The organism is Streptomyces sp. NPDC001410 (assembly GCF_042895235.1).
Lineage (GTDB): Bacteria > Actinomycetota > Actinomycetes > Streptomycetales > Streptomycetaceae > Streptomyces.
On record NZ_JBIAWE010000001.1, the window covers coordinates 61,925 to 82,877 of the forward strand.

Annotated in this window: 16 protein-coding genes and 2 pseudogenes; 11 read left to right on the forward strand and 7 right to left on the reverse strand. The window is 72.2% G+C overall.

Annotated features, from left to right (window positions below; genetic code table 11):
• Positions 1–161: 161 nt before the first annotated feature.
• Entirely contained in the window at positions 162–596 is a 435-nt protein-coding gene (locus ACFY3C_RS00250; RefSeq protein WP_386578062.1) for a protease inhibitor, read from the reverse strand.
• A 322-nt stretch (positions 597–918) separates the two neighbouring features.
• Here ACFY3C_RS00250 and ACFY3C_RS00255 point away from each other — a divergent pair, with 322 nt between their 5' ends.
• From ACFY3C_RS00255 to ACFY3C_RS00280, 6 genes and pseudogenes are all read left to right on the forward strand, one after another.
• Positions 919–1,482 carry a hypothetical protein gene (locus tag ACFY3C_RS00255; RefSeq protein ID WP_390769096.1) on the forward strand — a complete coding sequence of 188 codons (564 nt, stop codon included), beginning with the start codon at positions 919–921 and terminating at the stop codon, positions 1,480–1,482.
• Positions 1,483–1,639: 157 nt separating this feature from the next.
• Positions 1,640–3,234 (forward strand): annotated as a pseudogene (locus ACFY3C_RS00260) (purine-cytosine permease family protein).
• Between the two features lie 38 nt (positions 3,235–3,272).
• Complete coding sequence (locus tag ACFY3C_RS00265) at positions 3,273–3,626, forward strand: cyclase family protein (RefSeq protein WP_390769529.1); 354 nt, start codon at positions 3,273–3,275, stop codon at positions 3,624–3,626.
• Positions 3,560–3,901 carry a cyclase family protein gene (locus ACFY3C_RS00270; RefSeq protein WP_386578059.1) on the forward strand — a complete coding sequence of 114 codons (342 nt, stop codon included), beginning with the start codon at positions 3,560–3,562 and terminating at the stop codon, positions 3,899–3,901. The genes ACFY3C_RS00265 and ACFY3C_RS00270 overlap by 67 nt, the downstream gene beginning before the upstream one ends.
• A 128-nt stretch (positions 3,902–4,029) precedes the next feature.
• Complete coding sequence (locus ACFY3C_RS00275) at positions 4,030–4,725, forward strand: alpha/beta fold hydrolase (RefSeq protein WP_390769097.1); 696 nt, start codon at positions 4,030–4,032, stop codon at positions 4,723–4,725.
• An 80-nt stretch (positions 4,726–4,805) separates the two neighbouring features.
• A complete protein-coding gene (locus ACFY3C_RS00280; protein WP_386578057.1) occupies positions 4,806–5,975 on the forward strand; it encodes a lactate 2-monooxygenase in 1,170 nt (389 codons plus the stop codon).
• 48 nt (positions 5,976–6,023) lie between these two features.
• Here ACFY3C_RS00280 and ACFY3C_RS00285 read toward each other — a convergent pair whose 3' ends face one another.
• The 3 genes from ACFY3C_RS00285 to ACFY3C_RS00295 form a co-directional block, all read right to left on the reverse strand.
• On the reverse strand, positions 6,024–7,709 hold the full coding sequence (locus ACFY3C_RS00285; RefSeq protein ID WP_386578056.1) for an RICIN domain-containing protein: 1,686 nt from the start codon (positions 7,707–7,709) through the stop codon (positions 6,024–6,026).
• Between the two features lie 483 nt (positions 7,710–8,192).
• Positions 8,193–8,570: a toxin Doc gene (locus ACFY3C_RS00290; RefSeq protein ID WP_386578055.1), complete on the reverse strand. Its 378-nt coding sequence runs from the start codon at positions 8,568–8,570 to the stop codon at positions 8,193–8,195.
• 3 nt (positions 8,571–8,573) lie between these two features.
• Positions 8,574–8,813 (reverse strand): hypothetical protein, encoded by a 240-nt coding sequence (locus ACFY3C_RS00295; RefSeq protein ID WP_386578054.1) that lies wholly within the window; start codon positions 8,811–8,813, stop codon positions 8,574–8,576.
• Between the two features lie 139 nt (positions 8,814–8,952).
• Here ACFY3C_RS00295 and ACFY3C_RS00300 point away from each other — a divergent pair, with 139 nt between their 5' ends.
• The 3 genes and pseudogenes from ACFY3C_RS00300 to ACFY3C_RS00310 all read left to right on the forward strand — a co-directional run bounded on the left by ACFY3C_RS00300 (position 8,953) and on the right by ACFY3C_RS00310 (position 11,069).
• Positions 8,953–9,186 (forward strand): 2OG-Fe(II) oxygenase, encoded by a 234-nt coding sequence (locus ACFY3C_RS00300; protein ID WP_390769098.1) that lies wholly within the window; start codon positions 8,953–8,955, stop codon positions 9,184–9,186.
• Positions 9,102–9,321: pseudogene (locus tag ACFY3C_RS00305) on the forward strand (2OG-Fe(II) oxygenase); the annotation flags it as partial. The gene ACFY3C_RS00300 and the pseudogene ACFY3C_RS00305, both read left to right, overlap by 85 nt.
• A gap of 116 nt (positions 9,322–9,437) precedes the next feature.
• Positions 9,438–11,069 (forward strand): multicopper oxidase family protein, encoded by a 1,632-nt coding sequence (locus ACFY3C_RS00310; RefSeq protein WP_386578053.1) that lies wholly within the window; start codon positions 9,438–9,440, stop codon positions 11,067–11,069.
• Positions 11,070–11,093: 24 nt separating this feature from the next.
• Here ACFY3C_RS00310 and ACFY3C_RS00315 read toward each other — a convergent pair whose 3' ends face one another.
• Both ACFY3C_RS00315 and ACFY3C_RS00320 read right to left on the reverse strand, forming a co-directional pair.
• Entirely contained in the window at positions 11,094–12,869 is a 1,776-nt protein-coding gene (locus ACFY3C_RS00315; protein ID WP_390769530.1) for a glycoside hydrolase family 9 protein, read from the reverse strand.
• A gap of 218 nt (positions 12,870–13,087) precedes the next feature.
• A complete protein-coding gene (locus ACFY3C_RS00320; protein WP_390769099.1) occupies positions 13,088–16,186 on the reverse strand; it encodes a glycoside hydrolase family 2 TIM barrel-domain containing protein in 3,099 nt (1,032 codons plus the stop codon).
• Positions 16,187–16,452: 266 nt separating this feature from the next.
• Here ACFY3C_RS00320 and ACFY3C_RS00325 point away from each other — a divergent pair, with 266 nt between their 5' ends.
• Complete coding sequence (locus ACFY3C_RS00325; protein ID WP_390769100.1) at positions 16,453–18,834, forward strand: SpoIIE family protein phosphatase; 2,382 nt, start codon at positions 16,453–16,455, stop codon at positions 18,832–18,834.
• Positions 18,835–18,856: 22 nt separating this feature from the next.
• Here the strand turns inward: ACFY3C_RS00325 and ACFY3C_RS00330 are convergent, their stop codons facing one another.
• Positions 18,857–19,393, reverse strand: a complete 537-nt coding sequence (locus ACFY3C_RS00330; protein WP_389172543.1) for an RNA polymerase sigma factor — start codon at positions 19,391–19,393, stop codon at positions 18,857–18,859.
• 59 nt (positions 19,394–19,452) lie between these two features.
• Here ACFY3C_RS00330 and ACFY3C_RS00335 point away from each other — a divergent pair, with 59 nt between their 5' ends.
• Positions 19,453–20,841 carry a serine/threonine-protein kinase gene (locus tag ACFY3C_RS00335; protein WP_390769101.1) on the forward strand — a complete coding sequence of 463 codons (1,389 nt, stop codon included), beginning with the start codon at positions 19,453–19,455 and terminating at the stop codon, positions 20,839–20,841.
• Positions 20,842–20,953 lie beyond the last annotated feature (112 nt).

Genomic DNA, 20,953 nt, shown 5'->3' on the forward strand with positions numbered 1-20,953 from the left:
CACAGGCCGTGCCCAGGGAGCGGCTTGGTGCCCGGAAGCCGGCGGGCGGCCCCACTCCGCCCGTCGGTCCCGGTGCGAGATCGCAGGTTCCCCGCTCCAGGGGCCGCACTCCCCAGTTGCGAGCCTGATCCGGCGACGCGAGGACCGCGCGATCCCGGTCCCTAGAAGGCGAAGACGCTGCTGTTCAGCGCATCCTTCATGCAGTTGTTGCCGAAGCTGCGCTCGTAGGAGACGCGCTTGCCCTGCCAGACGCCCTGGACGGTGACGACCACGGGGTCGTACAGCTTGGTGCACCAGACGTCGTCCCGGGCCTGCAGGGCCGAGAAGTCGCCGCCGATGCCGCGCAGTTCGGCGCAGGCCAGGGCCGCGGCAGGGTGGGTGCCGGAGGCCGTCGGGGCGCAGTTCAGGGTGACGGCGCGCTCCGGAGTGGCCGTCGCCGCGTTGTCGCCGTGGCCGGTGGTGAGGACCAGCGCCGAGGGGGCGTAGAGCGACGACGGGCCGGCAGCCGGTGCAGCGCCGGCGGCCCCGGTCAGGGGTCCGCAGACGGCGGCGGCCGTGAGGCCGAGAGTCGCTGCCCAGCGCGCGGTGTTCCGCATTGTGTGCATCCTTCCGCTCGAATAGACGGTTGCGCTCCAGCCCGGTCGGTGCCGGAGCGGCGAGCGACACTCTGCCGAGTCCGTCGACGAAACACACATCGAACCCACATCTTTCAGTAACCTTGCGTGTTGAAACAGTGGCGTGAAGTTACGGAAATCGAACACGTCGACCCCATGACTGGGCGGTTCTTGATCGCGGATGGCGGTCGGATGGCTGAAAACCACCGCCTAGTTAATAGGCCTGAAACATTCCGGCTCAGCCCTCGGCGAACCCCCTCGTGACGCCTTGTGTTCATGAAACGGTCGGAGTAATCGTGATTACATGATTACGACAGAGCAGAGAGAGAAGCTGCGCGGCTGGTTCGCCGGCCGCCTGCCCGACGATCTCTTCGAGGAACTGGTCGAGGTGACCCCCGACCGCGAGGAGATCACCGTGATCGGGCGCATCCCGGAGCCCCGGCTCGCCGAGGGCGCCTCGGACGCCGAGCGGGAGGCCGCCGTACGGGCGCGGATCCAGGAGTTCCGGGAGCGGACCCGCGAAGCCCGGATCGAGGTGGCCCGCGAGGCCGAGCACCTGTTCCGCCGGAAGGTGTCCTGGGGCGTGGTGTGCGGTGCGGAGCGCGCCCTGTTCACACATGTGGCCGCGCCGGTGATGACCCGGCTGCGGCAGCCCGAGCGGCAGGTCCTGGACACCCTGATCGCCGGGGGCGTGGCGCGCAGCCGCAGTGACGCCCTCGCCTGGTGCGTGCGTCTGGTGCAGCGTCACACCGACGACTGGCTCACCGAGTTGCGCGAGTCCCTGGAACACGTCCAGCGGGTCAGGGCGCAGGGACCGGACAGTGAGGAGGTGGTCGATTCCTCCAGTGACGACGGCGAAGAGGGATGAAACGTCCTCTGGCAGGGGTCTTCTGCGGCGCCGTACCGTCGGCAGACCCCTCCGGGACGCCCTCCCACCCGCGTCGCACACCCCTGCGGCCGCGACGGTCGTCCGCCACCGACGCGCCACGAAGCGCTCCATCGCCGCATACTCGCTGGAGCCCGCCTTGACCCCTCAGTCCCCCGACTCCCCCACCGCGCCGCCGCCGTCCCTGACCGAGGTCGAGCCCTACGGCGTCGGCGCATCCCGGACGCGGACCGCACCGCGACCCCGCACGACCTGTTCCGGGTCGCCTTCGGCGGCGCCAACACCTTCTCCACCTGCGTCCTCGGCGCGTTCCCGATCCTGTTCGGGCTGTCCTGCTGGCAGGGGCTCGCGGCCACCCTCCTGGGTGTCGTCGCGGGCGCGCTGATCCTGTGCCCGATGGCCGTGTTCGGCCCGGTCAACGGCACGAACAACGCCGTGTCGTCCTCCGCGCACCTGGGCGTGCACAGCCGTGTGGTGGGCTCGTTCCTGTCGCTGCTGACGGCCGTCGCGTTCTTCTCCATCTCGGTGTGGAGCTCCGGCGACGCCCTGGTCGGCGGCGCGCACCGGCTGTTCGGCCTGGAGCGCGGCACGCTGTCGTACGTCGTCGCGTACGCGCTGTTCGCCGGGCTGGTCCTCGCGGTGTGCGTCTACGGCTTCCGGTTCATGCTCTTCGTGAACAAAATCGCCGTGACCTCGGCGACCGTGCTGTTCCTGCTCGGCGCGATCGCCTTCGCCGGTGACTTCGACCCGTCGTACGCCGGTGTCTTCACGGGCTCGGCGGACGCGGCGACCAAGTCGCTGTTCTGGCCGTCGTTCATAGGTGCGGCCCTGATCGTGCTGTCCAACCCGGTGTCGTTCGGGGCCTTCCTCGGCGACTGGTCGCGCTACATCCCGGCGGGCACCCCGCGCCGCAAGGTGGTCGGTGCCGCGTTCCTTTCACAGATCGCGACGCTGCTGCCGTTCGTCTTCGGTCTGGCGACCGCGGGCATCATCGCGACGAAGGCGCCGAAGTACGTCGACCCGGCCGCGCCCGACTTCGTGGGCGGACTGCTGGCGATCTCGCCGAGCTGGTTCTTCCTGCCGGTGTGCCTGCTCGCCCTGATCGGCGGCATGTCGACGGGCACCACCTCGCTGTACGGCACCGGTCTGGACTTCTCGTCGGTGTTCCCGAAGCTGTCCCGCGTCCGGGCGACGCTGCTGGTCGGCGTGCTGTCCATCGCGTTCATCTTCATCGGCCGGTTCGGCCTGGACCTCGTGCAGTCGATCTCGACGTTCGCCACGATGATCATCACCTGCACCACGCCCTGGATGGTCGTGATGATGCTCGGCTTCTACACCCGCCGCGGCTGGTACGACCCGGACGCCCTGCAAGTGTTCAACCGGCGTCAGCGCGGCGGCCGTTACTGGTTCGCGCACGGCTGGAACTGGCGCGGCATGACGGCCTGGTGGGTGGCCGCCGTGATCGGCGTGCTGCTCACCGACATCCCGGGCCAGTTCGTCGGACCGCTGGGCGACCCGGCGAACGGCGTCGACATCAGCCTGCCGCTGTCGCTCGCGGTCGCCGCCGTGCTGTTCCTGGCGCTGCTGCGGCTGTTCCCCGAACCCCGGGCGGCGTACGGGCCCGAGGGTGCGCGCCTGGCGCGTACCGTCGAGGCCCCGGTGCCGCCGATCACCGGTCCGGGTGCTCCGGCGGACGAGGTGCCGACCGCGCTCGCGGCCGAGGGCGGCCGATGACCGGGTGGTTCGACCTGTCGGTGCCCGTGGTCACCGGGATGCCCGTGTATCCCGGTGACCCGGAGGTCACGGTCTCGCCCGCTCTGCGGGCCCCGGCCGACGGCGTCAACGTCCTGTCCCTGCACCTGGGTTCGCAGTCCGGCACCCACGTCGACGCGCCGTACCACGTCGACGACGCCTGGCCCCGGCTGGACGAGCTGCCGCTGGACCGGTTCGCCGGTCCAGCGGTCGTGGCCGACGTCCGGGGGCTGCCCGCCCGGGCGCCGATCACGCCGCCCTGCCGGCCCCCGCGCTCGACGCCCTCGCGGCGACGCCCGGCGCGCTGTTGCTGCTCGTCACCGGCTGGTCGGCACACTGGGGCACGCAGGCCTACCTCGCCCACCCCTGGCTGACCCCGGATGCGGGCCGGGCCGTGGTGGCGGCGGGCGCGCGCACGGTGGCCGTCGACGCACTGAGCGTCGACCCCACACCCCGACCGGGTGATCCGCAGACCGACTTCGGGCTTCCCGCCCACCGCGTGCTGTGCGGCGCCGGCGGGGTGATCGCCGAGAACCTCACCGGGCTGGAGCAACTGGTGGGCGCCGAGGCGGTGGAGGTGTTCCTCTTCCCGCTGCGGCTGCCCGGGTCGGACGGCGCTCCGGTCCGAGCGGTCGCCCGGGTCGGCTGAGTACCTCACGGGCTGTCGCCGGTCGACGAACCCGAGCTCGCCCACGTGCCCACCGGACCTGCCATCGGAATGGTCAACTCCGCTCATTTCAGAAGGAGTTACCTGATCCATCCGGTACGTTGACGGCCATGACCGACTTCATACTGGTGGCGGGCGCCTGGCTGGGGGCGTGGGCGTGGGACGAGGTGGCGGCCGACCTGCGCGCCGCCGGCCATGAGGTGCACGCCCTCACCCTGTCCGGGCTGGCCGAGAAGAAGGAGCTGCCCGCGGGGCAGCAGATCCATGTCCAGGACATCGTCGACGGAGTCGAGCGACTGGATCTGCGGGATGTCGTCCTGGTCGGGCACAGCTACTCGGGCGTGCCGGTCGGGCAGGCGGCCGGGCGGATCGGCGACCGGCTGCGCCGCGTGGTGTTCGTCGACTCCAATCTGCCGGCGGACGGGGTGTCGTTCCTCGACGGCTTCCCCAGCGACCACATCCGCGCCGCCCTCGCCGAGTACGACGGCGTGTGGCCGCTCCTCACCCCGGCGGCCTACGCGAACCAGGACCTCACGGACGAGCAGATCGCCCGACTCGTCGGCGAGGGCACCCCGCACCCGGCCGCCACGCTGACCGAACCGGCCGTGCTCAAGCGCCCGCTGGCCGAGCTGCCCGCGACGTACGTCAAGTGTGTGCTGGACGGCCGCCCGCCGCTGCCCGCCGTGACCGAGGCGCTGGCGGGCGGGCGCTGGGAGCTGGTGGAGCTGAACACCGGTCACTGGCCCATGTTCTCCACACCCCATGAGCTGGCCGGAATTCTGGACGAGGCGGCCGGCCGCGCCTGAGGGTCCCCTGCCGACGTGCGCCTACTCGCCAGTATCGTCGGGCCGCAGCGCGTACTCAGCGACGAGAGGCGGACGGCCGGATGGCGAAGCACTGGGCGGACTTCCAGTACGAGATCTATCTGAACGGGATGTCAGGGGCCGTGCCGCGGCTGCCCACGGACCTGACCCGGCTGGAGGAGCTGGCCGCGCACCGGCTCGGGCCCGGCCCGGTGGGCTATGTGGCGGGCAGCGCGGGCGACGGCAGCACGGCACGCGCCAACCGGGCGGCCCTGGCCCGGCGCCGGATCGTGCCGCGCCTGCTCAGGGACGTACAGGAGCGCGACCTGTCGGTGCGGGTGCTGGGCCGCGCCCTGCCGGCGCCGCTGGCCCTGGCCCCGGTGGGCGTACTGTCGATCATGCATCCGGACGCCGAGTCCGCGGCCGCCCGGGCCGCCGCGGCGCAGGGGGTGCCGTACATCCTGTCGTCGGCGTCGAGTACGCCGATGGAGCAGGTGGCGGAGGCGATGGGGGACGCGGAGCGGTGGTTCCAGCTGTACTGGGGCAAGGACCGCGAAGTGACCCGGAGCTTCCTCGGCCGGGCGAAGGCGGCCGGGTTCTCGGTGCTGGTCGTCACTCTGGACACCCCGCTGCTGGCGTGGCGGCCGCGCGATCTGGACCAGGCGTATCTGCCGTTCCTGCACGGGGTGGGAACCGCCAACTACTTCACCGACCCGGCCTTCCGGTCGGGTCTCGACAAGCCGGTGCACGTGGACCCGAACGCGGCGGTGCTGCACTTCCTCGGGCTGTTCGGGGATGCGAGCCACACCTGGCCCGACCTGGCGTTCCTGCGCGAGCACTGGGACGGGCCGATCGTCCTCAAGGGCGTACTGCACCCGGACGACGCCCGGCTCGCCGCGGACGCCGGGATGGACGGGGTGGTGGTCTCCAACCACGGCGGCCGGCAGGTGGCAGGCTCCGTCGCGGCGGCCGACGCGCTGCCCCGGATCGCGGACGCGGTCGGCGACCGGCTGACGGTGCTGTTCGACAGCGGGGTGCGCACCGGCGACGACGTGTTCAAGGCCCTCGCCCTCGGCGCCCGGGCGGTGCTGCTGGGGCGGCCGTACGTGTACGGGCTCGGTCTGGAGGGACAGGCGGGCGTGGAGCACGTCATCCGCTGTGTGCTCGCGGAGTTCGACCTCACGCTCGCCCTGTCCGGTCACTCCACTCCGGGCACCGTCACGGCGGACGACCTCGTCGAGGCCGCCGACTGACGGGCTCGTTTCCCGCCGCCGGCCGGCGGCGGGAAACGCCGATCGCTGCTACGTGCCCGTCCCGGGCAGCTCCGCAGGCTGTGCGGACGGCCCCTCGGTGCCGGCTATCGACAGGGAGCCCGGACCGGCCGACGGTCCGTCGGTCAGCCAGCGCTGCCCGGCGGAGCGGTCCCGGACCTTGACGACGATGTCGGCGCCCGCGGTCTCGCCGGCCGTGGCGAGGGCGAGGGTATCGTCCCAGCGGGGCAGCAACTCGCCCTGCACGGTGAGGTCGTAGCGCATGTCGTCGCCGCGCCGCGTGCCCACGTCCGCGCAGGTGCCGAGGATGACGACGCCCGCGTCGGCGTGCGAGTCCAGGCACAGGCCGGAGCCGGCCGCACTGCGCAGCAGCCCGTCGGTCTCGTACGTCCACTGCTGCGTGGGCGCGGAGGAGCAGACGGCGAGCGTGGCACTCGCGCCGGCCGCGGGCTTGCCCCTGATGTCCAGGCACAGGTCGGCGGCGGCGTTGTGCAGTCGGCTCGGTCGGCCGGCCGTGGGCAGGCCCGCCGTGCCGGGTGCGGTGGCCGAGGCGGGCGGGGACTGGGCGTCGGTGCCGGGGGCGGCGCCCGTCGAGGCGACCGGGTCGGTGCCGTCGCCGCCGTCCGGCCACACGCTGATCGCGAGCACGGTCGCGAGCAGCCCGGCCGAGGCGACCCCGACTCCGGTGAGCAGCGTCCTGGACGACCAGCCGTCGCCGGCCGCCCGGCGCCCGCGGGTCCGGGCGAGCGTCCCGGTATCCGCCCCGCCCTGCCGGCGGCCGCCCGGCACCGCGACCCGGCCGAGCAGTCCGGGCTTGCCGCCGCCGCGTCTGCGGCCGCCGGAGCGCCGGGAGGTGCCGCGGGTGCGCGCGGGGCCGGGTCGTCGGCGGCCGGGGCGCGACTCCAGGTACCGGCGGGCGCCCCAGCCGAGGATCGCCTCGGCGAGCAGCACGCCGAGTCCGGCCTCGATCTGGCCCAGTTGCTCGGCGGCGTGCCGGCAGTAGGGGCAGACGGCGAGATGCTGCTGGACGTCCGGCAGCAGTGCGCCGCCCCGGCGGATCGGTACGTCGAGAAGACGGTTGTAGTGACGGCAGTCGGTGCTCGGCGCGAGTTCCCGGTGCGCGCGGACACAGCCTTCCCGAAATGTGTCGCGGGCCTGTTCGAGTGCGGCCGCCGCACTGTCGATGTCCATGCCGAGCAGTCCCGCGGGGACGTTTATCGGCTCGGCCTCGACCTCGGTGTGCCACAGCAACGCCTGTTCGAACCGGGGAAGGCTCTGGAAAGAACGTTCGGACAGCGCACGATTTTCCGGTATCAGGGACTTCGCGGTACGCATACCGCGGCCTCCGGCGGGTTTCAGAAGGCCCGGCAGTACGGCGGCTATCCGGTCCGTGGCGGCCCAGTTCACGACGGTGTCCCGGACCGCCACCAGCAGGCGCGGCCGTATCGCCTCGGCGGGTTCACCGAGGGCGAGCCGGTCGAGAACCTGGTGGAAGGACGCGGCGGAGACCATGTGGGCGAGGGGCCCGGGTGCGGCCAGGCAGATGACCGCGTAGTCGTGGACCGGCTGCCAGTGCCGGGCCATCAGGAGGGCGGCGGACCGGGAGGCCTCCGCGTCGGAGCCGGCACGCAGCGGCGCGGCGAGGGATTCGTCCGACTCCCCGGTATCGCCCCCAGGGGGCGGATAGGGAGGACGAGGAGGGTGGGGGGTGGGCACTGAGCGGATTCCTTTGTGCGTATGGCGAGTTGGCGCCCATCTCGAGGATGTGCGCGCGGGGAGCGGGAATTCTCCGGTGCGGCACTACCGGCCCGGTTCCCCAACTGCCGAAAGGACTCCGGCGATTACCCCCCGCACGGTCGTTTCAACCCTTGCACAACTTCCACACACGCAACAAGGCGCACGTACGACATCGGCCGGTTTGAAAAAGAGTCAGAATTCGGCAGGGGTCGCAGGTCCGCAGCGCCGGCTTTCGGTTTTCCGTGCGCCCCGTGTGAAGGGTGCGCACACACCGGCCGACCGCGCACGCTCCCGGGGTGCGGGGGCCGGTAGTGGACTGGGTTTCGGCCCTCTCCGATGGCCCCGCGCAGAACGGCGGCTCTTCTGCGCGAAACCGGCCGCCGGCCCCGTTCCTCCCGCCCGCGGCCGGCGGCCCCGGCGGCTTCCCCCCGGCGGCCGCGGCGGCGCCAGATCTCGCCCGGATCAGATCTGCCAGGAACGGAGCCGGTCGGCCGCCCCGTACACGTCGGTCTTGCCGGACATCAGGTCGCGGGCGAGGTCGACCAGGGCGCCGTAGGGCGGGTCGATGCCGACGCCGCTGACGAACATGTAGGCCACGGCGGTCGCGCAGGCGAAGCGGGCGTTGGCCGCGGGCAGCGGCTTGAGCATGGCGAGGGTGTGCAGCAGGGCGGCGGCCCGCCAGGCGGGGTCGGAGTCCACCCCGAGCCGGGGCGGGTCGACACGGTGCCGGGCGACGGCGGCGACCAGCGCGGAGAAGTCGTCGACCGTGGGCTGGTCGGGCAGGACCTCCTCATGGCGCTGGAGCAGCCACGGGACGTCGATATGGATGACGGAGGGCATCGCTCAGGCGGCCTCGCCCTTGACGGGGGCTTCGTCGTCGGGGAACGCGGCCGCGAACTCCTCGGCATGGGCGGTGAAGAAGCTCCGGAAGGCCTCCGCGCCCTCCTGCAGCGCCCGGTGCCGGGCAATGTCGGCGGCGGCCGCCTCGCGCACGAGGGCCTTCATCGACGTACCGCGCTCCTTGGCGATCTGCCGCAGGTCCTCTAGTTCGCGTTCGCTGAACTCCACGTTGAGAGCTGGCATGCCCCTCACGGTACCGCGCGGGTACTCACCCGTAAATACACCCAGGTCAGACACCCTTTCCTGCGGTACCTGAAGGCCGAGGAGTGCGTCGGCCCGGCGGCCCTGTACGACAGGCCCGAGCTGTTCCGCGCCACCGTCGATGTGGTGCCGGCACCGGTTCGGCTCCGGCGGGTACCGCTACGTCACGCACGACCTGCCCGCCCCCGTGACCGCGCTGCGGGCCACCCTCTACCCACGCCTGCTCCCCATCGCGCGTGACTGGGTGGCGCGTCTGGACCGTCCGGCGCCCTGGCCGCGTACGGCACCGACTACGCCGGCGGCGAGTTCCTGCCGGTCGAGCGGCGGCCTCGCGCCCGGTCCCGGGGCACCGTGACCGTCCCGCGGCAGGGGCACGGCCTGGTGTTCACGACCGCGACGGCCCGTGCGCACCCGCCGCGGCTGGTCGGCCGGAGCGGTGCGGCACGGGGTGAGCACCGTGCGGTCCGGCCACCGGCGCACCCTGGGCCTGGTGTTCCACGACGACGCCCGAGACGGCCGGGCTCTGCCGCCTCCGAGAGCCGACATCATCAGACGCGCCGCCGAGGTTCCCTCACATATCAGCACAAAACGTGTCTTATTTCATTCATGCACACACCTTCGCGGCGTACCCTGCTCCGAGCCCCGTTCGCTGCCGCCGGCGCGGGACTCCTGGCTGCCTGCACCGACACCGGCTCCCAATCCCGCTCCGGCCCCCGACGGGGCGCGGCGGCCGGCGAAGGGGACTTCGTCCCCCCGGGGCCCAAGGGATATGTCGACCCGTCGGGTCCGGAGGTCCGCGCCGCGGAGCGCAAGCGCGGCTCCGGCCCGGTGCGCATGCTGAAGCTGACCGCAGCCGAAACAACGCTGGACCTGGGCGGGCGGCACGTGCGCACCTGGGCCTACCACGATCAGCTGCCCGGGCCGCTGGTGCGCGTCACCGCCGGCGACGTCCTCAGCCTCACGCTCGCCAACCGGCTGCCGGAGACCACCACGCTCCACTCCCACGGCGTGCGCATGCGCTGCGACATGGACGGAGTTCCGAGCCTGACCCAGCGGGCCATCGCTGCGGGAACCGACTTCACCTACCGCTTCACCGTCTCCCATCCGGGCACCTATTTCCTCCACTCCCACGTCGGGCTCCAGCCGGACCGCGGTCTGTACGCCCCGCTCATCGTCGACGACCCCAAGGAGCCCCTCAAGTACGACAAGGAGTGGATCGTCATCCTGGACGACTGGCTCGACGGTGTGGACGGCTCCACCCCCGACGGGGTGCTCGCCCAGCTCAAGCCGGGCACGGGCATGAAGACGGGCGCCATGGCCATGGGTCCCGGACAGGGCGGACACGGTGCCGGCAAGCCGGCGAGCCCGCACGCCTCGCCCTCGCACAAGTCCTCCGGCCCGAACCGCGTGTTGCACGGCTCGCGCAGCCAGCTGCTCCGCAGCGAGGCCGGCAGCGTGAACTATCCCCTCTACCTCGCCAACGGCCGCATGCCCACCCAGCCCTCGATGTTCCGGTGCCGCCCCGGGGAGCGCATCCGGCTGCGCCTCATCAACGCCGGCTCCGAAACCGCCTTCCGCGTCGCACTGGGAGGCCACCGGCTGACTGTCACGCACACCGACGGCTACCCGGTGGAGCACAAGACGACCGACGCCCTCCTCATCGGCATGGCCGAGCGCTACGACGTTCTCGTCACCGCCAAGGACGGCGTCTTCCCCCTGGTCGCGCTGGCCGAGGGCAAGAAGGGCCGGGCCCTCGCCGTCCTGCGCACCGACAAGGGGAGAACCGTTCCCCCGGTCAATGTCCGCCCGGCCGAGCTCGACAGGGAGGTCGTCCCGGCCCGCCGTCTCGTACCGCACGACTCCGTGGCCCTCGACGACCGCGAACCCGACCGTGAGATGCGCATCAGGGTGACCGGCACCATGGCGAGGTACGACTGGGGCTTCGACCACCAGCAGTACGACGACCGCCAGCGCCACCCGGTCCGCGCCGGTGAGCGGGTGCGGCTCACGCTCATCAACGCCACCGACATGTGGCACCCGATGCACCTGCACGGCCACACGTTCGCCATGACCGGCCTGGACGCCGTCGGCGCACGCAAGGACACCGCGATCGTCCTGCCCCACCGCAAGCTGGTCGTCGAGTTCGACGCCGACAACCCCGGCCTCTGGATGTTCCACTGCCACAACCAGTACCACTCGGAGAGCGGCATGATGACCATCCTCGGATACCGCAAGTGACCGGGTGATCCGCAGGAGGCACCCCTACCCCTGGTCCGCCACGAACGAGGCAATCCAGGCCAGCGCCGCGTTCCAGTTGACAGCCGTTTCGTTGGTGGACCAGGACTGGATGTCGTCGATGTAGCAGAACTGGCCCGTGCAGCCCTGCAGTCTGCTCTGTGCGTACGGGTCCTGGATGCTCGAGTTGGCGCCTCCGGCGAGGGTGCCCCGCGGCGGATCCGGCAGGTTCGGGTCGAGTTCGCGGGCGTACCAACGGCTGTGCTGCCGATGGGAGCTGACCTCGCCGTAGCCGGTGACGTAGGAGATGTTCAGCGCGTTGCGGCCGAGGACGTAGTCCATGCCCTCCAGCGCGCCGTCCCGGTACTTCGCCGCGCCCGTCAGGTCGTAGGCGGTGGCGATGACGTGCGCATTGTTGAGGACCTGGGCGTTGGAGCCCCAGTCGTAGAGGTTGCCGTCGGGTGCGTAGGGCATGCCGTACGGCTGGGACGCGGCGGTTGCCAGGTAGGTGTCGGCGCCCTTGATCACCGACCGGCGGACCTGGTCCCGGCCCGGCAGCTCGTTGGGCACGGTGGCGAGGTCGAGGCGGCCGGCCGCCGCCGTGCGGCCCCAGTCGAAGCCGAGCGGGCCGAAGATGTCGGCGGTGTGGACGGGTGACTTCAGCACGAAGTCCGCGAACTCCCGTTCCCCGGTGGTGAGATACAGCTCCGCCGCGGCCCAGTAGAACTCGTCGGAGGCGCTGTCGTCGGGGTAGGCGCCGCCGCCGGTGCCGTCGTTCGGGTCGGGGTACGTGTCCGGGTGCGCGAGCGCGGCCTGCCAGGCCTTGCGGGCGGCCGTGAGCGCCCGCGCCGCGAACGCCCGGTCGTAGGGCCGGTACAGACGGGCGGCCTGCGCGGCGGTCGCCGCCAGGTTGAGCGTGGCCTGGGTGGTCGGGGCGTGCAGCTCCCGCTTCTGCGGGTCGTCGCCGGGCAGCAGGGGCAGCCCGGTCCACTGGGCGTCGTGCACCTTGCTGTGGGCCATACCGGCGAGCGGCCGCCCGTCCGGGACCTGCATCTTCAGCAGGAACTCCAGCTCCCAGCGGGCCTCGTCGAGGACGTCCGGCACCTTGTTGCCGCTCTCGGGGAGGGTCAGGCTCCCGTCGCCGAGCCGCCCGGGCCGCCCGGTGCGGGCCGACAGGGAACGCTCGTAGGTGCTCAGCAGCTCCCAGGTGGAGATGCCGCCGTTCACGACGTACTTGCCGTGGTCGCCGGCGTCGTACCAGCCGCCGGTGACGTCCAGCGTGTAGTCGCACAGGCCCGGCCGGCAGGGGACGTTCGCGTCGCCCTGGTTGGGGGCCGTGTTCAGATGGCCGGCCGGGCGGCCGTAGCCGGGCCGCAGGTCGTCGCGGATCGCGATGCCGCTGCGCTGGGTGTAGTAGTACTTCAGCGAGTCGAGGCTCAGTCGCTCGTAGGCGCTCGCCCCGATGTCGAACGGGCGGCTCGTCTCCCCGTCGGCGACCAGCGTGAAGTGCGTGCCGCGGCCGTGGAAGGCGCCGAAGTCGATCGAGTGGACGTTCTGCCCGGAGGAGACGTCGGTGCCGCGCGGTACGGTCCGGCCGTGGGCGACCGTCCGCCCGTCGGCGTTCTCCAGCCGCCAGGACAGCGGGGCGGTGGCATCGGTGACGAGGGTGGCGTTCTTCGGCCCGGCCGGCAGGTAGGCCACCTGGTTGACGCGGACCCGGGGACCGGTGTCGGGCTCGTACACCTCCCGCACGGTGCTCTGCCCGGCCCCGGCCGGGCCGGCCGGCAGCGTGGTGAAGGCCACCGTCAGCACGGCGGTGAGGGACAGTAAGGCGGTGCTGCGTCGTTTCACGTCTGGACTCCTCGGGGGAGGTGCGGGTGGCGCCCCCACGATGGGAGCGCTCCCAGATGCGGATGCACACCATGTTTGTTCCAGACATGACACTCCGTCAACGGTCCGGACGAGGGCGACTGCGAACGCCGCCCTCGTCCGGACCCTCGACCGGGCCAGGAAGACACCCCCTAGACGTCGAGCCGGCTGATGCGCACCGCTCCCCTGGCCTCGCCCGGATACGCGCTGGTGAAGGTGAGGCGCACGCGTGAACCGCGTACCGCGTCGAAGGTGATCGCCGTCGGGCTGTCCGAGGCGGTGGCCCAGTCCACCTTCACACCCGTCACCGGCGCATAGGCACGCCCGTCCCACACCGCCACCTCGGCCTTGGCGGGCAGCGCGTGGGTGCCGTCGACCGTGAAGGAGACCGCGACCCGGTCGACGGTCCGGGCCCGCCCGAAGTCGACCGACACCCAGTCCTCGGCGCGGGCTCCGTTGAAGGCGGGCAACAGGGCCGTGGCCGACTTGGCGAAGGCGTTGGACCAGCCGGTGGCCGGGTCGCCGTCCAGCATCGCGGCGGGCAGGGTGTCCGGGCGGCCGGAGTAACTGGCGTCCGCGTAGGGATGGCCGGGGGCTGCCGGATGATCGGGCTCGAAGGCGGGCGCGGCGGTGGTGGCGGCGCCGCGGGCCGGTGTGGTGCGCACGCTCACCGTGCCCTTGCGCAGGCCGTCCACCCGCGCCGTGACCTTCAGCGTGCCCGGCTCGCCGCCGGAACGGACGATGGCGAGGGCCTTGCCGTGGAACGCCGTGCGCGTGCTGGCCTGGTAGCGCTCGGCGCTCTCCTCGCGGCCGTTGTCGAGGCCGGCCAGGGAGCCGCCGGTCACGTCGAACGCGATGAGGTGCTCGGCGTCGGGCACGACCACTCCGTGTGCATCCACGATGTCGGCGGTCACAAAGACCAGTGAACGGCCGTCGGCGGCGAGGGACCTGCGGTCGGCGCTCAGGCGCACGGCGTGCGGAGCGCCCGCGGTGCGCAGCACGTCGGTGGCGACCACCTTGCCGTCGCGCCGGGCCACCGCCTTCAGCTCACCGGGCCGGTACGGCACCTTCCAGGTCAGGTGCAGCTTGCCCGCGCTGCCGTTGGGGCTGGTGTAACTGCCCGGGTAGGGGCCGTCGGTGAAGGTCCGGTCGTCACCGGTGGCCTCGGTGGTCTCCAGGTAGCCGCGGCCGTCGGTGGTCTTCTTGACGTCGAACTCCCGCACCCCGAGGGACTGCCCGTTGAGGAACAGTTCGACGGACGGAACGTTGGCGTACGCCCAGACCTCGACCGTGTCGCCCTCCTCGTGGTTCCAGGTCATCGGCAGCAGATGGACCATCGGCTCGGTCGTCCACTGGCTCCGGAACAGGTGGTACATGTCCTTCGGGAAGCCGGCCGTGTCGACGGCGCCGAAGAAGGACGCCTTCACCGGGAAGACGTCGTACGGGGTCGGCTCGCCGATGTAGTCGATGCCCGACCACAGGAACTGCCCCGCGAACCACTTCCGGTCCCGGTCCTTCTTGTGCCCGTACTCGCCGCTCATCGTCCAGGAGGCGAGGTTGTTGTCGTAGGAGGAGGTCTCGCGCCTGCCCGGCGTGTGGTTCTCGCCGGTGTTGAGGTGCTCCGGCTCCTGGTACGAGCCCCGGGTCGAGGTCTCCGAGGAGGACTCGGACTCGAAGAGGAACAGGTGGGGGTACTTGGCGTGCAGGGCGTCGACCGACCTGGCCGTGTTGTAGTTCAGGCCCAGGCCGTCGAGCTTGGCGAGCATGCGGTCGGCCGCGGAACCGGTGGCGGGCACGCCGTGGTACTTGTTCGAGCCGATGACGACCGGGCGGGTGTCGTCGGCGGCCTTGATCGCGCCGATGATCCGGTCGGCCATGGCGAGCCCGGCGGTCGAGGTGGAGTCGGGGATCTCGTTGCCGATGGACCACAGGACGACGGCGGGCGAGTTGCGGGCCGCCAGCACCATCTCCGTGGCGTCCTTCTCGCACCACTGGTCGAAGAACCGGCCGTAGTCGTACCTGGTCTTGCCGGTCTTCCAGCAGTCGAAGGCCTCCACCATCATCACGATGCCCAGCTCCTCGCAGACCTGGATCATCTGGGGCGAGGGCGGGTTGTGCGAGGTGCGGAAGGCGTTGACGCCCATCGACTTCATGATCGTCATCTGCCGGCGCACCGCGTCGAGGCTGATCGCCGCACCGAGGGCACCCTGGTCGTGGTGCAGGTCGACGCCCTTGATCTTGGCGGGGGTGCCGTTGAGGGAGAAGCCCTCGTCCGGGTCGAAGCGGTGGGTGCGGATACCGAAGGGGGTGCGGTACGTGTCGGTGGTGCGGCCGCCGGCGCGGAGTTCGGTGTGCAGGGTGTACCGGTGGTCCGGACTCGCGAAGTCCCACAGGAGCGGCTCGGGGACGGTCAGTTCGTGGGTCTCGGTGGCCTGCTCGGAGACGGCGACCGTGGTGGATGTACGGGCGACCGTGCGGCCGTCGGGGCCGGTGATACGGGACCGGACCTCGACGTCGGTGCTGGTGCCGAACTCGCCCCGCACGGTGGTGGCGACCCGCACCACGGCCTGTTCGGCCCCGACCTCGGGTGTGGTCACGTACGTGCCCCAGCGGGCCACGTGCACGGGCTCGGTGATCACCAGGCGCGCCTCGCGGTAGATGCCGCTGCCCGAGTACCAGCGGCTGCTCGGCAGCTGGTTCTGGACCTTGACCGCGAGGACGTTCGGGGTGCTCCCGTCGGTGTGCACCAGGTCGGTGAGGTCGAGGGCGAAGCCGGTGTAGCCGTAGGGGTGGCGGCCGGCCTCGGTGCCGTTGCAGTAGACGTACGAGTCCATGTAGACGCCGTCGAACTCCACCGAGATCCGCTTGCCGGCGTGGGCGGGCGGCAGGGTGAAGGCCAGCCGGTACCAGCCGAGGCCGCCCGGGAGGAAGCCGGTGCCGCTGGTGGTGCCGTGGTCCGTCGTGGGGGTCTGCTCGATGCTCCAGTCGTGGGGTGCGGCCACCTGGCGCCAGGCCGAGTCGTCGTATCCCGGCTCGGCGGCCTGCGCGTAGGCGCCGGTCGGGTCGGTGATACCGCCCGGGTTGACCAGCGCGAAGCGCCAGCCGTCGCGCAGCGGGACGGTGTGGCGTCCCGGCGCGGCACCGGACGCCCCGGCGGCCGGTGCGGCCGCGGCGTCCGGGCCGCCCAGGAGTGCTCCGGCCGCGGGCGCTGCCGTGGCTGCGACCAGAACCGATCTGCGAGTGACCGTCATGGCGGCTCTCCCTCATCAGGGCCCAGAAGTACTCACAACTGATCGTGAACAAACAGATTCTGACGGACTGCCACACGCGATCGTCAAGGGTGCGGCACCCTGCACCTGCCCCGGCCGGCACTTCGGCCTGAATTCCCCCTTGACCGTGTTCGACGGATCGGCCCGGTCCGAGGGGGGTCGGGGTTCACGGGAGTGCGCGACGCACTACGCTGGAACGCAAGTGGTGCCACCTGTTCACTGTGAGTGTGCGCTTGGGAGCGGCGACGATGAGCCGGGTCTATCCGTTCGACGATGCGGCAACGGCCCGGGCTGTCATCGACGACGACGGAACGCTGGTGGAGTGGAACGAGGGCGCGCGGCGCCTGCTCGGCCACCCGGCCGACGAGGTCGTGGGCCGCCCCGCGACCGTACTGCTGGCCGGGCAGGACTCCCCGGTCGTACCCTCCGGCGGGCGCTGTGAGGGGACGGTCGGTTTGCGCCACCGGGACGGCCGCACGGTCTCCGTGTGGCTGCTCGCCCACCGCCGGCCACCCGGCGACGGGCACTGCGGCGACTGGCTCGTGGTCACCCCGCTGACCGCCCGCGACCCCGGCGCCGACGACGATCCGCTCGGCCGGGCCGGGCTGATCCAGTCGCCGTGCGCCGTCGCCGTGTACGACGACGCGCTGCGGCTGCGCCGGATGAACGAGGCCATGGCCGAGGTGATCGGCCTGCCCGAGGAGCGCGTGCGGGGCCTCAGGATCGCGGAGATCGGCGGCAAGCAGCAGAGCGAGGAGCTGGAGCAGAACATGCTCCAGGTCCTCACCACCGGCCGGCCGCTGGACATCCAGACCTTCATGCGCACCGGCGTCGACGACCGGGCGCGCGCCTGGCTGGCCCGGCTGGCGCCGGTCACCGACGCCGAGGGCCGGGTGCGGGGTGTGTGCCTGGCGGCACACGACGTCACCGACAACCACCGGGCCCGGCAGCGGCTGCAGCTGCTGAACGAAGCCAGCGTGCGCATCGGCTCCACCCTCGACGTCACCCGTACGGCGCAGGAGCTGGCGGACGTGTGCGTGCCCGCACTCGCCGACTTCGTCACCATCGACCTGCTGGACCCGCAGGAGTACGGCGGCGAGCCCCCGGCCCGCATCACGGCCCCGGTGAACCTGCGCCGGGCCGCCCATCAATCGATCCTGCGGGGCATTCCGGAGGCGGTCGCCAAGCCCGGGCAGATCGAGGTCTACCCGGACTTCTCCCCACAGGCGGACGCGCTGACCGCCGGCCGCACCATCCGGACCACGGTGGCCGGGGGCGACATGGCCCAGTGGCTGACCTGGAGCAGCGTGCGCGGCGAGCGGGTGCGGGAGTTCGGCATCCACTCCTCGATGGCCGTGCCGATCCAGGCCCGCGGACTGACCCTCGGGGTGGCGGTCCTCACCCGGCACCGGTGCCCGGAGCCGTTCACCGACGACGACATGCTGCTGGCCGAGGAGATCACCGCCCGGGCCGCCGTCTGCATCGACAACGCGCGCCGCTACTCCCGTGAGCGCGAGACCGCACTCGCGCTGCAGCGCAGTCTGCTCCCCCGCTCGCTGCCGCGCACGGCCGCCCTGGAGGCCTCCTCCCGCTATCTGCCGGCGGCCCGGGCCGGGGTGGGCGGCGACTGGTTCGACGTGATCCCGCTGTCCGGGATGCGGGTCGCGATGGTCGTCGGGGACGTCGTCGGGCACGGCATCCAGGCCTCGGCCACCATGGGCCGGCTGCGCACCGCCGTGCGCACCCTCGCCGACATCGACCTGGCCCCGGACGAGCTGCTCACCCACCTCGACGACCTGGTGGTCCGGCTGTCCGAGGAGTCCGGCGGCGAGGGCAGCCCCGGCGAGGTCGGCGCCACCTGTCTGTACGCCGTGTACGACCCGGTGTCGCGGCGCTGCACGCTGGCCCGGGCCGGGCATCCGTCGCCGGTGGTGCTGATGCCGGGGGGCGAGCCCCACCAGCTGGACCTGCCCGCCGGTCCCCCGCTGGGCCTGGGCGGGCTGCCGTTCGAGTCGGCCGAGGTAGGGCTGCCCGAGGGCACCGTCCTCGCCCTGTACACGGACGGTCTGGTGGTGTCCCGGGAGCGCGCCGGGGACACCGGCCGGCAGCAGCTGTTCCAGGCGCTGCGGGCCTACGCGGACTCCCTGGACGAGACCTGCGACCAGATCCTGCACGCGCTGCTGCCGGCGGGCGGCACCGCCGACGACGTGGCGCTGCTGCTGGCCCGCACCCGGGGACTGCCCTCCTCCCAGGTGGCGACCTGGGACATCCCCGCCGATCCGGCGCTGGTCGCACCGATCCGCAAGCAGGTCCTGGACCAGCTGGAGCGCTGGTCGCTGAGCGAGATCGGGTTCACGACGGAGCTGGTGGTGAGCGAGCTGGTCACCAACGCCATCCGGTACGGCGCCCACCCGATACGGCTACGGCTGATCCACGACCCCGTCACGCTGATCGTCGAGGTGTCCGACACCAGCCACACCGCCCCGCACCTGAGGCGCGCCAAGACCTTCGACGAGGGCGGCCGCGGGCTGCTGCTGGTCGCCCAGCTCACCCAGCGCTGGGGCAGCAGACACACCGCGGAGGGCAAGACGATCTGGGCGGAGCTGTCGCTGCTGGAGGAGGACCAGTGAGAGGAGGACCAGTGACAGGGGTTCAGTAGCCCCGCAGCCAGGGCCGTACCAGTTTGCGGGCCTCGTGCAGCCGGGACTTGAGGGTGCCGAGGGGGATGCCGACGCGCTCGGCGACCTCGGCGTACTCCAGCTGGCAGATGTCCCGGTAGACCAGCGGCGCGACCAGGTGCGGATGCTCGCGCTCCAGCCGGTCCAGGGCCTCCAGCAGATCGATCCGGGAGCCCGCGATGACGCTGGTGGTGCGCGGGTCGATGTGCTCGGCGGGCTCGATGACCACGGGCTGCTCGGCCGCCCGCCGCTTCAGCTCGCGGTACTTCTGCCGGCAGCAGTTGGCGACGACCGTGTAGAGCCAGGTGCTGAAGCGGCTGCGGCCCTCGAAGGCGGAGATGTGCCGGGCCACCTGGAGCAGCACGTCCTGGGCGGCCTCCTCGGCATCCTCCCGGCAGGGCAGGAAGCGCCCGCAGCGGCGCACCACCTCGGGCCGCAGCTCGGCCAGCAGCCGGTCCAGGGCCGCTCGGTCGCCCGCCGCGGCACGCCGGGCGAGGTCTTCGGCCGTCACCCCATCCTGCACGTCAGGGTCCCCCTCGAAGTCGATCTCAGGGCAGGCATGATAGTCGTATGCACTCCCTGGAGCGGATCGGCCGCTACCGCCTCGAACGAACCCTGGGCACCGGCGCCTTCGCCACGGTGTGGCTCGCGCACGACGACGAGCTGGACGCCCTGGTGGCGGTGAAGGTCCTCGCCGAGAACTGGGCCCACCGGCTCGACATCCGGGAGCGCTTCCTGTCCGAGGCCCGGCTGCTGCGCCGGGCCGGCTCCAGCCGGGTCGTCCAGGTCTACGACATCGGTGAACTTCCGGACGGCAGGCCGTACTTCGTGATGCAGTACGCCGACGGCGGCACCCTCGCCGATCTGCTGGCGGCCGGCCCGCTACCGGTGCCCCAGGCGCTCGTGCTGACCGCGCAGGCCGCGCGCAGCGCCGCCGCGCTGCACGAGGCGGGCATCGTGCACCGCGACATCAAGCCGACCAACGTGCTGCTGCACACCGCCCCGGACGGCGAGAGGCGACTGCTGCTGGCCGACCTGGGGCTGGCCAAGAGCCTCGCGCAGGCCTCGGTCCTCACGCTCGCGGCGGGCTCGGCGGGCTATCAGCCGCCGGAACAGGCCGAGCCCGGGGAGGGCATCGACGCCCGCGCCGACGTCTACAGCCTGGGCGCGGTGGGCTACGAGCTGGTCACCGGGACCGTGCCCGGGCCGCCGGGGAGGGTCGTACCGCTCCGGCGGCTGCGGCCGGACCTCGGCGAGGACGTCGAGCGGGCGCTGCTGCGCGCCCTGGAGCCGGACCGGGAGCGGCGCTGGCCGGGAGCACACGCGTTCGCGGACGAACTGGAACGGCTGGCAGCGGCCTCCGGCGTCCGGCCGGGCAGGCGGCTCGACGGCGTCCGGGGCCGGCTCGGCACCGGGACGCTGGTGCTGGCCGCGGTGCTCGCCGCCGGGGCCGCCGCCGTCACCGTCACGGTGGTGCTCCACCGGCCGGACACCGCCGAACAGTCCACGGTGAAGGACTCCACCGGCCGGATCGCCGTGCAGGTGCCGGCCGGCTGGGCCCGGCAGGTGCGCGGCTCCGGCTGGGATCCGCACGCGCTCGGGCTGCCGGCCGGGCACGAGCCGGGCCTGGTGGTCGCCGACGACGTGGCGCACTGGTCCGACCTGAAGACCGCGGTCGACGGCGTCTTCCTCGGGGTCAGCGAGCACGGCGACGTCACCGCCCGGGTGAAGGCGCTCGCCCACTCCGGCTGCCACGAAACCGGCAGCCGCACCTTCACCGGCGCCCGCTGGCGCGGCGTGATCCGGAGCTGGAACGCCTGCCCGGACGGCGGCTCCGTCACCGAGTCCGCACTCCGCCCGGCGGACGGCTCCACTCGGCCGGAGGTGTACGTGCAGGTGCGCCAACAGGGTGAAGACGACGCGACCGAGGCCATACTCCGCTCCCTTCGGGTCACCTGACACGCCGCACGAGGTCGGGCGGGGTCAAATCGGGGAAAAGAACCCTGCGAGTCCCGAACCTTTCCGGTGGCCCCGGCATCGCACTGTGATGACGGCGCACCCGGCGCCGAAG